The organism is Micromonospora solifontis, from assembly GCF_003725545.1.
GTDB lineage: Bacteria > Actinomycetota > Actinomycetes > Mycobacteriales > Micromonosporaceae > Micromonospora > Micromonospora solifontis.
Genome location: NZ_RJLN01000058.1, coordinates 1 through 12959, shown reverse-complemented (window position 1 = coordinate 12959; position 12959 = coordinate 1). Strand labels below are relative to the sequence as shown.

The following is a 12959-nucleotide window of genomic DNA, read 5'->3' as shown; positions in this document are numbered from 1 at the left end:
CGGTCAGGGCCAGAGCAGCTCCCGCGCCCAGCCGTCGCCGGCGCGGCGGTAGCGCAGCCGGACGTGCCGGCGTTCCCGGTCGGCCTGCCAGAACTCGACGGTCGCGGGGGTGACCGAGTAGACCTGGTGCGCCTCGGCGACCAGCCCGGGGTCGGCGGCCAGCCGGGTCCGCACCTCGGCCAGTTCCCGGTCCAGCTCGGCGCGGTCGGTCAGCACGGCGCTCTGCCGGCCGGGCAGGGTGGCGATCCGGGAGCCCTCCGGGCGGGCCAGGAAGTCCTGGCGGGAGACCTCCGGGTCGGCGGTCCGGGCGGTGCCCCGTACCCGGACCTGTCGGCCCTGCTCCCGCCAGTGGAAGCTCAGCGCGATCCGCGGGTTGCCGGCGAGCTGCCGCCCCTTGGCGCTGGTCGCCGTGGTGGCGAAGTGCCAGCCCTCGTCGTCCAGGTCCTTGAGGATGAGCACCCGCGCGTCCGGCGCGCCGTCGGCGTCGACGGTCGAGACGGTCATCGCGTGCGGCTCGTCCACGCCGGCGTCGATCGCTGCGGCCAGCCAGCAGGCGAAGAGCGGGACCGGCGCGTCGGGCGCGTCGGCGGGATCGAACGGGGGCATCTCGTGCGCGAGCACGGGAAGCCCTCGCAGCAGGTCGCGGGTGGTCATGGCCTGATCATGTCAAGCTTCGGCCGGTGGTCGGGCCCCGCCGGTCCCCGGGGCTCCCGGCCGCAGCGGCCCGGGCAGGGCGTCGAACCACTGCAGCACCGCTCGCTCGTAGGCCAGCCCGAAGCGCAGCGTCGCCACGGAGTACGGGTCGATCTCGTCCGCCTCCCCCGGCAGCGCGGCGGCCACCTGCTCGTACTCAGCCAGCCGGGCGGCGTGGGCGGTCCGGTGTCCGGCCAGGTAGTCCGCCAGCCGTTCCGGTGGCAGGTGCCGCCCGAAGAGCACGGTCAACAGCAGGGGGAACCGGATCGTCTCCGCCGCCGGCGGCTTCGCGGCCCACTCGGCGAACGCGGCGCGCCCGGCCTCGGTGATCTCGTACGGCTGCCTGTCGCGCCGCCCGCGTTCGCCGGCCCGGACCAGTCCAGCGGAGGCCATCGCGGTCAACTCGCGGTAGACCTGGCTCTGGGTCAGCGACCAGAACGCCCCGATCCGCTGCTGGGCGTACTCGACCAGGTCCCAGCCGGTCATCGGGCCCTCGTGCAGGAAGCCGAGCAGGGATGCGGCGGTGGCGTTCAACGGCCGGTCCGGCATGGGCGGCGCTCCTTTTCGATGTCGCTTGACATCCCATTGTGTCAGGTCCCATGCTGGCCTTACCGACATCCCATTGTGGGAGGTCGAAGAACGGGGAGATCGTCATGCGGAGCGTTCTGGTCGTCATTCACGCCCTCAGCGGCATCAGCGGCCTGCTGCTCGCGCTGCCCGTGCTGCTCGCTCCGAAGCGGCGAGGCCGCCACACCCGGCTGGGCTGGGCCTACGCCGCATCGGCCCTCGGCCTGAGCCTCAGCGCGCTCGGCCTGTTCGCCCTCGAACCGGCGCGGTTGTGGGGCCTCGCCGTGCTCGGCGCACTCACCCTGGGTTGGCTGATCGGCGGCCTCTGGATCGCCCGCCGCCGCCCCCGAAGCCTCGGTGCCCGCGGGTGGCGGATCTGGCACCTCAACCTGATGGGCAGCACCGTGATCGCCTTCGTCACCGGCTTCGCCGTGCAGATGACCGACGGCAACCTGATCGCCTGGCTCGCGCCCACCGCGATCGGCTCCGCGCTGATCGCCCGGCGTACCGCCCAGGAGGTGGCCCGCCGTCCGCGCCGCGTCGCGGTCCATCCCGCCTGACATCGGCCGCCCGCTTCGTGGACCTCGCGGCCGGTGCTGCCGGCCGCCCGGATAGGCTGGCGGCGCTATGGATTCCCGTACCGGACTGCCTGTCGTCGGCATGGTGGGCGGTGGCCAACTGGCCCGGATGACCCACCAGGCCGCCATCGCCCTCGGCCAGTCGCTGCGCGTGCTGGCGCTCGCCCCGGACGACGGCGCCGCGCTGGTCGCGGCCGACGTCCAGTACGGCGACCACACCGACCTCGCCGCCCTGCGCACCTTCGCCAAGGGCTGCGACGTGGTCACCTTCGACCACGAGCACGTGCCCAGCGGGCACATCCGCACCCTCGCCGACGAGGGGGTGACGCTCTACCCGCCGGCCGACGCGCTGCTGCACGCCCAGGACAAGCGGGTGATGCGCGAGCGGCTCGCCGAGCTGGGCGCGCCGAACCCCGCCTGGCAGCCGGTGGAGCAGCCCGCGGACCTGGTCGCCTTCGGCGCCGAGGTCGGCTGGCCGGTGGTGCTCAAGGCGGCCCGGGGCGGCTACGACGGCCGGGGTGTCTGGCTGGTGGACGACGCCGTCCAGGCCGAGGAGCTGGCCACGACCCTGCTCGCCGGGGGCACCCCGTTGATCGTCGAGGAGCGGGTCGCGCTCCGCCGCGAGCTGGCCGTGCAGGTGGCCCGCTCGCCGTTCGGGCAGGTCGCCGCGTACCCCGTGGTGGAGACGGTGCAGCGGGACGGGATCTGCGTCGAGGTGCTCGCCCCCGCGCCCGGCCTGCCGGAGGAACTGGCGGTCGCCGCCCAGCAGCTCGCCATCGACCTGGCCACCGCGCTCGGCGTGGTCGGCCTGCTGGCCGTGGAGCTGTTCGAGACGCCCGGCGGGCTGGTGGTCAACGAGCTGGCCATGCGGCCGCACAACTCGGGGCACTGGACCATCGAGGGGGCCCGGACCTCGCAGTTCGAGCAGCACCTGCGGGCGGTGCTGGACTACCCGATGGGAGACACCTCGCTCACCGCGCCGGTCGTGGTGATGGCGAACGTGCTCGGTGGCGAGCCGGGCGGGATGTCCATCGACGAGCGACTGCACCACCTGTTCGCCGCCGAGCCCGGGGCCAAGGTCCACCTGTACGGCAAGCAGGTGCGACCGGGCCGCAAGATCGGGCACGTCACGGTGCTCGGCGACGACCTGGACGACGTACGGGCCCGGGCCGCGCGAGCCGCCCGCTGGCTGCGCGAGGGACACAGTGAGTGCGAGGAGTGAGCTTGCGAGCCCCGCGGTCGCGAACGAAGGGAAGACCGGAATGAGCACCGTCGGGCTGATCATGGGCAGCGACTCGGACTGGCCGACCATGAAGGCCGCCGCCGAGGCCCTGGACGAGTTCGAGGTGCCCTACGAGGTCGGGGTGGTCTCCGCGCACCGCACCCCGGTCAAGATGATCGAGTACGGCCGCGACGCCGCCGGCCGGGGCATCAAGGTGATCATCGCCGGGGCGGGCGGCGCGGCCCACCTGCCCGGCATGGTCGCCTCGGTCACCCCGCTGCCGGTGATCGGCGTGCCGGTCCCGTTGAAGTACCTGGACGGGATGGACTCGCTGCTGTCCATCGTGCAGATGCCGGCGGGCGTGCCGGTGGCCACGGTCTCCATCGGCAACGCGCGCAACGCCGGGCTCCTCGCGGTCCGCATCCTGGCCGCCGGCGACCCGGTCCTGCTCAAGCGGATGGCCGACTACCAGGCGAGCCTCGAGGACCTGGTCGCCGAGAAGGACGCCGCCCTCCGCGCCTCCCTGTCCTGACCGCCCCGCCCGGGCGAGGCTTGATCGACTCGCCCCGCCCAGCCGGCCCACGGACCCGGCCCCCTCTGCCCGCCCACGGCGGCGAATGCCCACCCCTCCGTGGGCGAATGCCCACCCCTCCGGTTTCATCGCATCCCGCGCAGGGCGGTCTGCAGGCGTTCCTGGGCGCGGCGGCGGCGCTCGTTGCTCGCCCCGAGCACCAGCAGGACGAAGCCGACCGGGATCAGCACCAGCCACGGGCCGAGCGCGAACAGCGCGTGCACCGCCGCGACCGCGGTGACCGTGGCACCCACGATCACCGGCGCCTGCTGCCGGGTCATCGAGCCGAAGATCAACACCGCCACCGCGCCGAGCAGCAGCAGGACCTGCCGCAGCATGCTGGAGTCGGTGGCCACCACGATCGCCAGCGTGGGCAGGAACGCGGCGACCAGTGCCGGGCCGTACGCCACCCAGCTCGACAGGTCGGGACGGTGGCGCAGCTCCAGCACCCCCACCAGCAGGGCGAGCGTGGCGAACGGCAGGGTGTACGCCTCGGGCAGCGCCACGTCGGCCACCCGCATCAGGATCCACCAGGCGCTGATCTCGCAGGCCACCACCGACCAGAACAGGATCCGCCGCTCCACCGGCCGGCGGCCCGGCCGGCTGGCCGCCACCCCGAGCACGGCGCCCCATGCGGCCAGCAGCGCGGCGATGTGCCGCGGCGAGTCGTACGCCAGGGCCAGCGCGATGAGCGCGGCCGCGTAGCCGCTCCACTCCACGGTCGCCGACTCCCGGTACGCCTCGGGACGACGCAGTCTGGGCAGGGTGGCGGCGAAGACCTGGAGCGCCGCCCCGACCGCCAGCACCCCGAACGCCGACCAGACCGCGGCGAGGCCGGCCACCAGTCCGAGGGTGAGCACGAACAGTTCGGCCATCAGCGAGGCGAAGAGCCAGCCCAGGATGCGGGCCCGCTGGGTGGTGCCGAAGAGCGCGGCGACCACGCCGACGCCCACCGCCCCGCCGAGCGTGAAGAGGGTCAGCTGCCGGGTGGCGAGGCTGCCGGCCAGACCGGCGCCCCCGGCGGCCAGCCCGATCGCGAAGACCAGCACCCGGGTGACCCGGATCGAGCGGGCCGGTTCGACCAGCGGCGGCGGCGGGGTGAGCGCCAGCCCGAGCATGGCCAGCGTGAAGACCGCCAACCCGGCCAGGGCGCTCGCGGGCCAGCCGTGGCCCAGCGCGACCGGCGTGATCAGCAGGGTGACGGCCGCGCCCGGCAGCACCACCGGCACGGCCCGGGAGCGCCGGCCGCCGCTGAACCCGGTGGCGGCGAGCGCCGCCGTGACGGTGAGCAGCAGCGCGGTGAGCACGTGGGTGGGGTCCACCGCCTCGGGGGGCGGGGTACGCAGTTCCGGCGGCGGACCCTGCCAGACCCGGGACAGCACCCGCATCGGCTCCGCCAGGGCGGCCAGCAGCGGCGGCGCGAGGGTCACCAGGGCGAGCGCGACCGGCAACACCGCCGCCGCGAGGGCACCGGCCGCCGGGTTGACCCGCCAGCGCAGCTCCGAGCCGTCGTCGGGCCACCGGCGCAGCGCCCCGTCCAGGAGCACCGACCAGCGGCGTACCGGCCGGGCCGAGCCGACCGGCGGGGTGGTGGCCGCCCGGATCAGTTCCGCGAGCACGCCGAGCAGCGCCGCCGCGGCGGCGTACACCCCGGAGGGCAGGTGGGTGAGCACGGCGGCGATCGCGCTGATCGTGCCGCCGCCGACCACGGCCACGCTCGCGTACGGCAGGTACTGGGGAACCTGCCGGCGGGCCGCCGCCACCGCGGCCAGCCCGATGCTGGAGGCGGCCAGCGCGGCGGTCAGCACCACCTGCGGTGACCGGCCGAACTCGGCGGCCAGGGCGGCCACCGCACCGGGCAGCGCGAGCAGGGCGGCGCCCGTCGCGGCACCGCCCACCTGCACGAGGTGCGTCGGCATCCCCTCGGTACGCACGTCCTCGACGATCGACGGGGCGAGCGTCCGGGCCAGGGCCGCCACCACCACCCCGATCAGCGCGATGCTGCCCAGGGCCAGCGCGGTGGTCCACGGGCGGACCAGCCCGGCCCCGGCGGCGTGCAGGGCGACGACCCCGGCCACGGTGGCCCGGGACAGCGCGGCGCGCGGATCCACCGCCGCCACCGCCGCGGTGCCGAAGACGGTGGCGACCATGGCGCCCACCAGCACCGGCGACCACCAGGGCAGGCCGAAGGCGGCCGGAGCGCCGATGGTGGCCAGCACGGCGGCCACCCCGGCGACGTCGTACCTCCAGGGCGGCGGCAGCAGGATGCCGGCGGCCACCGCCAGCAGGGCCAGCGCGACCGGGGCCTGCCAGGTCGCCCCGCCGACCGGCGCGGCCGGCCAACCGCTCAGGTCACCGGCCCAGATCGGGCCCGGGGTGGCCAGCACGCCGAACCCGCCGCGCAACGCGCTCCAGCCGGCGATCAGACCGACCAGCGTGCCCGCGAGGGCGATGCCGAGGATCGGGCCGCGCCGCCACTCCTCGGGCATCGCCCGGGCCGCGCCGGCGACCACCAGCACCAGGGCGGCCGCGACCACGAGCTGGCCGCCCGGCGTGAGTACGGCGGCGATCCGGACCAGGGTGGCGATCAGCGCCGTGGTGGTGGCGGCCAGGGCCAGGTCGGAACCGTCCAGCGACAGGTCGGAGCGGCGGCCGGCGTCGATCCTGGGGGCCAACGCCAGCAGCGCGGCGGCGAGCAGCAGCAGGCCGCCCACCCAGGCGTCGGCGGCGGTGGCCCCGGGCGCCCCGAACGCGGCCGCGGCGACCCCCACCGCGCCGAGCACCGTGCCGACCGCGTGCGGCGCGCTGAGGCGGCGCTGCGCGACCTGGACGACGGCGGCGTGGCCGAGGGTGACGCAGACGCCGAGGAAGCTCGCGGCGAGGATGGGGACGGTGACCTCGCGGAGGTTCGCCGGGGTGCGGACCGGCGCGGCCGGCTCGGTGGCGGCGACGAACGCGGCCACCGCTCCCGGCAGCGCGAACGCCGCTCCGCCGGCCGCCCAGCCGGACAGCGTGTCGGCCGCGGCGGCGGCGATCCGCACCCGGGGCGCCAGGGAGACCAGCGCGCCGGCCAGGAACAGCAGGGTCAGCGCGGCGGCGCTGAGCGCGGGCCGGGCGAGCGCGGCCCCGGCGCCGAGCAGGCCCAGGCCGGCTGCGGTGACGGCGTGCACCACGGCCGCCCGCCGGGTGCCGGCGGTGAGTCCCAGCACGCCGATGCCGACCGCGGTCAGCAGCATCGGCCAGCAGGCGGCGGCCCAGCCCAGCCCCAGCGAGGCCGGCACGGCGAGCGCGGTCAGGGCCGCCCCGACCACCGCGAACTCGCGTCGGATGTCCGGCGGCAGGGCGATCACCGCGGCGATGGTGAGCAGCAGGGCGCTCGCGGCGAGCTGCCAACCGGTCGGCCCGACGGCCGCCGCGAGTTCGCCGGGCCACCGGCTCAGCTCCGCCGACCAGGCGGGCAGCGACGCGCGGACCGGGGCCAGCCCGGCGCGCAGCGCGCCGCCGGCCACCACCAGGCCGCTGACCGTCAGCGCCACCGCCGAGGCGAGCTGCGGGCCACGCCGGGCGCCTTCCGGTACGGCCCGGACGGCGAACCCGGTCAACGCGATGACGGCGGCGATGAGCAGCAGCGACCGGCCGGGAAAGGCGACCGAGGCGACCCGGCCGAGGGCGCCGATCACCGCGAGGGTGACGATGCCGGCGCCCACGTCGGGCAGCGGAGGCCGGCGCAGCACCAGCGTCCCGGCCAGTCCCACCAGCGCGGCGAGCAGCAGCGCCGTGCCCGCCCCGGTCGCCGCGGGCACCGTCTCGGCGCGCAGCAGGGCGGTGACGGCGTACGCCAGGGCGACGGCGACCGCGAGGCCGTGCAGCGACCAGGTCAGCTCGCGCAGCCAGGGCACCGGACGGGCCGGGGGAACGGCCGGTTCACCACCGATCGGCTCCGCGCCGAGCACCTCGGCGGACTCCTCCGGGGCCGCCTCGGGTCGCTCGTCGGCGGCGCGTTGCCGGGGCGGGGCGGGCGCGGCCGGCGGGGTGGGCAGGTCCCGGCGGACCGGTCGCTCGACGACCACCGCCGAACGGGCCAGCGCGAGGTCGACGACGGCCACCACGGTCAACACCAGCGCCCAGCCGGCCGGCCCGGTGATCCGCTCGTACGTCAGCAGCGGTAGCACCGGTTGGGCGGCCAGGACGGTGGCGAAGCGTGGCGCGCGCAGCCCGGTCAGGTACGCGTACCCGACGGAGACCACGGTGGTCACCAGGAAGATCGACCCGGCGAAGGCCGACCCGGAGGCCGCGCCGCCGATCCGGTCCACGGCCCACAGCGCGTACCCGGCCAGCGGCAGCAGGAGCAACCCCACCGCGGCGATCGTCTCGGCGGTCGAGGTGAGTCCGCGGCGGGCCAGCACCGGCGGCCCGAGCAGCATCAGCACCGTCGCCACCAGCAGCACGCCGAGCCGGGCCAGCGCGTCCATCGAGCTGGTGGCGACCGCGGCGAAGACCACCGCCGCGACGCCGAGCAGCAGCGCGCCGAGGCCGAGCGGGATGTTCTGCACCTCGCGGGAGGACGCCTCCGGCGGGTGCTCCGGGTCGTCCACGTCGAGCCACTGCGGCCGGGTACGCGACGGCGGCGGGAGGTCGTCCGGGCCGGGCGGCGGTGTGCCCTGCCGGGGCACCCGGGGCGGCGCGCCGGTGGCGGCCGTGGGTGGTCGCCGGCCCGGCCGGCGGCGCAGCACCCGGCGGGGTCGGGTGGTCCGCTTGGTCCGTTCCTCACCGGCGTGCGCGAGGATGTCCCGCTGGAAGAGGGCGGCCTGCATCTTGGCGGCGATCTGCCGCTGCTCGCGGGCGATCTCGGCGTCGCGCGCCTTCATCTCGGCGATCGAGCGTTCGATCTCCGCCAGGTGCTCGGTCCACTGCGGCTGCTGCGCTCCGCAGTGCGGGCAGATCACGGCCGGCTTGATCTCCCGTCCGCACGAGGCGCACCTGAAGGTCTGCACGACATTCCTCCGTCCGGCCGGCCCGTGGTACGGACCTCCACTGTCGCAGCATGCCTTGCGCGGGCGCGGATTTCGACAATTGCCGGCGGATTCCTGGCGAGCAAAAGGGACGGCCGTGGCGGATCGCCACGGCCGTCGGGAGCGTCAGCAGGTCAGGGGCGGCCCAGGCCGCGGTACTCCCAGCCGGCCTGGGTCCACAGTGTGGAGTCCAGGCAGTTGCGGCCGTCGACCACCTTGCGGCCGTTGACCAGCTCGCCGAGCGCGACCGGGTCGGCGTTGCGGAACTCGGCCCACTCGGTCAGGACGCAGACCAGGTCGGCGTCGCGGACGGCGTCGGTCATGCTCGCCTCGTACGTCAGCTCGGGCACCGCCCGGCGGGCGTTCTCCATGCCCTGCGGGTCGAAGACGTGCACCTCGGCGCCGGCCTTGTCGAGCAGCGCGGCGACGGCGAGGGCGGGGGCGTCGCGGACGTCGTCGGTGTTGGGTTTGAAGGTGGCGCCGAGCACGGCGATCCGGGTGCCGGAGAGGTCCGGTCCGGCGGGGCCGGAGCGGCGGCCGAGCAGGTCGGCGGCGAGCTGGAGCACCCGGGTGCGGCGGCGCAGGTTGATCAGGTCGACCTCGTGCAGGAAGCGCAGCGCCTCACCGGCGCCGAGCTCCTGGGCGCGGGCCTGGAACGCCCGGATGTCCTTGGGCAGGCAGGCGCCGCCGAAGCCGAGGCCGGCCTGCAGGAAGCGGTTGCCGATGCGGGGGTCGTAGCCGATCGAGCGGGCGAGCTGGGTGACGTCGCCGCCGGCGGCCTCGCAGACCTCGGCCATCGCGTTGATGAAGGAGATCTTGGTGGCCAGGAAGGCGTTGGCGGCGACCTTGACCAGTTCGGCGGTGGCGAAGTCGGTGACCACCAGGGGCACTTCGCGGTCCTCGGTGGCGGCCAGGTCGAAGACGCCCTTGTGGGCGGCGTAGAGCATGCCGTTGGCCCACTCGCTCTTGACCCCGACCACGATCCGGTTCGGGCGGAGCACGTCGTCGACGGCGAAGCCCTCCTGGAGGAACTCGGGGCTCCACGCCACCTCGACGCCCAGGTCGGTCGGGGTGTGCTTGCCGACGAGCTGTTCCACCCACTCGGCGGTGCCCACCGGGACGGTGGACTTGCCGACGATCAGCGCCTTGCGGGTCAGGTGCTGGGCCAGGCTGGTCACCGACGCCTCGACGTACGACAGGTCCGCGCCCATGCCGTCGGCCCGCTGCGGGGTGCCGACGCAGATGAAGTGCACGTCGCCGAAGTCGGCGGTCTCCTGGATGTCGGTGCTGAACCGCAGCCGGCCGGCGGTCAGGTTACGCCGCAGCAGTTCGTCCAGGCCGGGCTCGTGGATCGGCACCTCGCCCGCGTTCAGCTTGGCGATCTTGTCCGCGTCGACGTCGTAGCCGAGCACCTCGTAGCCCAGTTCGGCGTAGCAGATGGCGTACGTCGCGCCGAGGTAGCCGGTGCCGAGGAAGGTGACGCGGGGCCGGGCCGCGCCGGAGGGCGGGGTCACCGCCGCGATGGCCGGCACCGGCTGCGTGTTCGGGTAGGGGATCGTCACGCCTGTCTCTCCGCTCGCACTGGCGGCGCTTCGTTGCGTCGCAATCGGCTGGGCGCCATGGCCGGGCACCGAGGGGACCTTTGTCGTCTAGGTGTGAGGGTAGTTGTGCCGTGTCGACGCCGCTGAGGCGCGAGACTACCCGCCGGTAAGGTCCGGCAGAACCCTGGTAGCTATCCTTCAGTCTGCGGCAGTCGGCGGCCTCCGGGCGCCACAGACTGCGCATCTTAGCCGTGAAGGGGAGGGGCCGACATGGCCGCAGAACAGTCGTTCGACGTCTACCGGTTGCCCGAGGAGCACGAGGCGATCCGGGAGGCGGTCCGTGAGGTCTGTGCGGCCAAGGTGGCTCCGCACGCGGCCGAGGCGGATGAGACCGGTGAGTTCCCGAAGGCGTCGTACGACGCGCTGCGGGCCGCGGATTTCCACGCCCCGCACATTCCGGTCGAGTTCGGCGGCGCGGGCGCGGACGCCCTGGCCACCGCGATCGTGATCGAGGAGGTGGCCCGGGCCTGCGCCTCGTCCTCCCTGATCCCGGCCGTGAACAAGCTCGGCACCATGCCGCTGCTGCTGGCCGGCTCCGAGGAGCTGAAGCGGAAGTACCTGACCCCGGTGGCCGCCGGGGACGCCATGTTCTCGTACTGCCTCTCGGAGCCGGAGGCGGGCAGCGACGCCGCCTCGATGACCACCAAGGCCGTCCGCGACGGGGACCACTGGGTGCTCAACGGCGTGAAGCGGTGGATCACCAACGCCGGTGTCTCGGAGTACTACACCGTCTTCGCTGTGACCGATCCCACAGCCCGGTCCAGGGGTATCTCGGCCTTCGTGGTGGAGAAGTCCGACGCCGGGGTCAGCTTCGGCGCCCCGGAGAAGAAGCTCGGCATCAAGGGCTCGCCCACCCGCGAGGTCTACTTCGACAACGTGCGCATCCCGGCGGACCGCATGATCGGCGCCGAGGGCACCGGCTTCGCCACCGCCATGCGCACCCTGGACCACACCCGGGTGACCATCGCCGCCCAGGCGATCGGCATCGCCCAGGGCGCGCTGGACTACGCCAAGGGGTACATCAAGGAGCGCAAGCAGTTCGGCAAGCCGGTCGCGGACTTCCAGGGCATCCAGTTCATGCTCGCCGACATGGGCATGAAGCTGGAGGCGGCCCGCCAGCTCACCTACGCCGCCGCCGGCAAGTCCGAGCGGGGGGACGCGGACCTGACCTACTTCGGCGCCGCCGCGAAGTGCTTCGCCTCCGACGCCGCCATGGAGATCACCACCGACGCGGTGCAGCTCCTGGGCGGGTACGGCTACACCCGCGACTACCCGGTCGAGCGGATGATGCGGGACGCCAAGATCACCCAGATCTACGAGGGCACCAACCAGGTGCAGCGCATCGTCATGGCGCGCCAGCTGCTCAAGGGCTGATCGGGAGGAACCGACGATCGGGCGGGCGGGCCGGGTGACCGGCCCGCCCGCGGCGTTCAACGGGTCTCGGTGGTGCCCTCCGGTCGGCCGGCCGAGCGCGGGGGCGCGGACCACGGCGACTCGCCGCCGGTGCGGCGGGGCAGGGGTTCGGTGGGGGTGAGGTCGGGATACCCGAGGCTGGGCGGGGCGGTGTCCTTCGTCGCGTCGCTCGTCGGCCAGTCGCCGAACGACTGGGCGGGCGCGACCGGCGTGTCGACCGGGGTCAGCTCCGCCTCGGCCGGCTGCCCGGGCCACTGCCGCCAGCGCTGCGCGCTGAACACGGCCATCAGCAGCAGCACGCCGATCAGGAACAGCGTGCCGTTCTCCAACGGCTGGCGCAGCGGCAGCGGGTCGCCGAGCATCTTCCAGCCCTCGGGAACCCGGTCACGGACGGCGAACGGCGCGACGAACATCCCGAGGTACGGGACGGCCAGCAGCAGCCCGGCCACCAGTGGGCCGAGCGGCGAGAAGCGCAGCGTGGCGAGCAGGCCGAGCAGGATGCCGGCGACGCCCAGATAGACGGCTGGCTCGATCAGGTTGGGCGTGCTGTACGTACCGAGTTCCACCCAGCGGTGGATGGTGCGTCCAGATCCATCCTGACCGAGAGTGACGAGCACCCAGGTGACGGGCGCCACCACCAACCCGGCGAGGAAGCTCCAGAGATGTCGCATCCGCGCACCGTACCGTTTTCGACATGACAGAGCACCCCTCCGCCCCGCAGGGCAAGCCGACCTCGTACTCGCGGGTCACGCTGAGTCGCATCATGACCGCTGTCGATGTCAATCTGTACGGGACCGTGCACGGTGGGGTACTGATGAAGTTCGTCGACGACGTGGCCGGGGCGGCCGCCGCCCGGCACAGCGGGGGCACCGCGGTCACCGCCTCGATCGACGAGATCGTCTTCTCGGAGCCGGTCCGGGTGGGTGACCTGGTGCACGCGCACGCCCAGGTCAACTGGACCGGGCACACCTCGATGGAGGTGGGCGTGAAGGTGGTCGCCGAGCGCTGGGACTCGGCCGAGGACGAGCCGATCCGGGTGGCCACCGCGTACCTGGTCTTCGTCGGGGTGGACGTCGGCGGCTCGCCCCGCCCGGTGCGCCCGGTGCTGCCGGAGACGGCAGAGGACGAGCGGCGCTACCGGGAGGCGGAGATCCGCCGCGCCCACCGGCTGGCCCGCCGCCGGGCGATCCAGGCGCACCGCGCCGGCTGAGGTGTAAGAGGGCGTCTTGATCGGGTTGGATCTGGTACACGCTGGTTGGTGCCTTGCTGGCTGCGGGAGGCGTGGGTCGTGATGATCGACGC

10 protein-coding genes are annotated in these 12959 nt (G+C 74.5%); 5 read left to right on the top strand and 5 right to left on the bottom strand.

Features of this window, described 5'->3' with window-relative positions:
* Positions 1-3: 3 nt before the first annotated feature.
* Complete coding sequence (locus EFE23_RS19225; protein ID WP_123242332.1) at positions 4-654, bottom strand: pyridoxine/pyridoxamine 5'-phosphate oxidase; 651 nt, start codon at positions 652-654, stop codon at positions 4-6.
* Between the two features lie 12 nt (positions 655-666).
* Positions 667-1242, bottom strand: a complete 576-nt coding sequence (locus EFE23_RS19220; RefSeq protein ID WP_123242331.1) for a PadR family transcriptional regulator — start codon at positions 1240-1242, stop codon at positions 667-669.
* 104 nt (positions 1243-1346) lie between these two features.
* Here EFE23_RS19220 and EFE23_RS19215 point away from each other — a divergent pair, with 104 nt between their 5' ends.
* From EFE23_RS19215 to purE, 3 genes are all read left to right on the top strand, one after another.
* Positions 1347-1820: a hypothetical protein gene (locus tag EFE23_RS19215; RefSeq protein WP_123242330.1), complete on the top strand. Its 474-nt coding sequence runs from the start codon at positions 1347-1349 to the stop codon at positions 1818-1820.
* Positions 1821-1887: 67 nt separating this feature from the next.
* Positions 1888-3060 (top strand): 5-(carboxyamino)imidazole ribonucleotide synthase, encoded by a 1173-nt coding sequence (locus EFE23_RS19210; RefSeq protein WP_123242329.1) that lies wholly within the window; start codon positions 1888-1890, stop codon positions 3058-3060.
* Between the two features lie 40 nt (positions 3061-3100).
* Positions 3101-3592 carry a 5-(carboxyamino)imidazole ribonucleotide mutase gene (purE, locus tag EFE23_RS19205; protein ID WP_123242328.1) on the top strand — a complete coding sequence of 164 codons (492 nt, stop codon included), beginning with the start codon at positions 3101-3103 and terminating at the stop codon, positions 3590-3592.
* Positions 3593-3717: 125 nt separating this feature from the next.
* Here the strand turns inward: purE and EFE23_RS19200 are convergent, their stop codons facing one another.
* Together EFE23_RS19200 and EFE23_RS19195 are read right to left on the bottom strand one after the other, a co-directional pair.
* The gene (locus EFE23_RS19200) at positions 3718-8625 is read right to left on the bottom strand and encodes an SCO7613 C-terminal domain-containing membrane protein (protein ID WP_123242327.1); all 4908 of its coding nucleotides are present in this window, start codon (positions 8623-8625) and stop codon (positions 3718-3720) included.
* Positions 8626-8777: 152 nt separating this feature from the next.
* Positions 8778-10205 carry a UDP-glucose dehydrogenase family protein gene (locus tag EFE23_RS19195; RefSeq protein ID WP_123242326.1) on the bottom strand — a complete coding sequence of 476 codons (1428 nt, stop codon included), beginning with the start codon at positions 10203-10205 and terminating at the stop codon, positions 8778-8780.
* A 249-nt stretch (positions 10206-10454) separates the two neighbouring features.
* Here EFE23_RS19195 and EFE23_RS19190 point away from each other — a divergent pair, with 249 nt between their 5' ends.
* Complete coding sequence (locus EFE23_RS19190) at positions 10455-11618, top strand: acyl-CoA dehydrogenase family protein (RefSeq protein ID WP_123242325.1); 1164 nt, start codon at positions 10455-10457, stop codon at positions 11616-11618.
* 56 nt (positions 11619-11674) lie between these two features.
* Here the strand turns inward: EFE23_RS19190 and EFE23_RS19185 are convergent, their stop codons facing one another.
* Positions 11675-12328 carry a hypothetical protein gene (locus EFE23_RS19185; protein WP_123242324.1) on the bottom strand — a complete coding sequence of 218 codons (654 nt, stop codon included), beginning with the start codon at positions 12326-12328 and terminating at the stop codon, positions 11675-11677.
* 23 nt (positions 12329-12351) lie between these two features.
* Between EFE23_RS19185 and EFE23_RS19180 the strand changes: the two genes are divergently transcribed.
* On the top strand, positions 12352-12867 hold the full coding sequence (locus EFE23_RS19180) for an acyl-CoA thioesterase (protein ID WP_123242323.1): 516 nt from the start codon (positions 12352-12354) through the stop codon (positions 12865-12867).
* Positions 12868-12959 lie beyond the last annotated feature (92 nt).

Coding starts and splice junctions, on each gene's coding strand:
- EFE23_RS19210 (WP_123242329.1), top strand. CDS start 1,888: ATGGATTCCCGTACCGGACTGCCTGTCGTCGGCATGGTGGGCGGTGGC.
- EFE23_RS19190 (WP_123242325.1), top strand. CDS start 10,455: ATGGCCGCAGAACAGTCGTTCGACGTCTACCGGTTGCCCGAGGAGCAC.
- purE (WP_123242328.1), top strand. CDS start 3,101: ATGAGCACCGTCGGGCTGATCATGGGCAGCGACTCGGACTGGCCGACC.
- EFE23_RS19220 (WP_123242331.1), bottom strand. CDS start 1,242: ATGCCGGACCGGCCGTTGAACGCCACCGCCGCATCCCTGCTCGGCTTC.
- EFE23_RS19185 (WP_123242324.1), bottom strand. CDS start 12,328: ATGCGACATCTCTGGAGCTTCCTCGCCGGGTTGGTGGTGGCGCCCGTC.
- EFE23_RS19225 (WP_123242332.1), bottom strand. CDS start 654: ATGACCACCCGCGACCTGCTGCGAGGGCTTCCCGTGCTCGCGCACGAG.
- EFE23_RS19215 (WP_123242330.1), top strand. CDS start 1,347: ATGCGGAGCGTTCTGGTCGTCATTCACGCCCTCAGCGGCATCAGCGGC.
- EFE23_RS19180 (WP_123242323.1), top strand. CDS start 12,352: ATGACAGAGCACCCCTCCGCCCCGCAGGGCAAGCCGACCTCGTACTCG.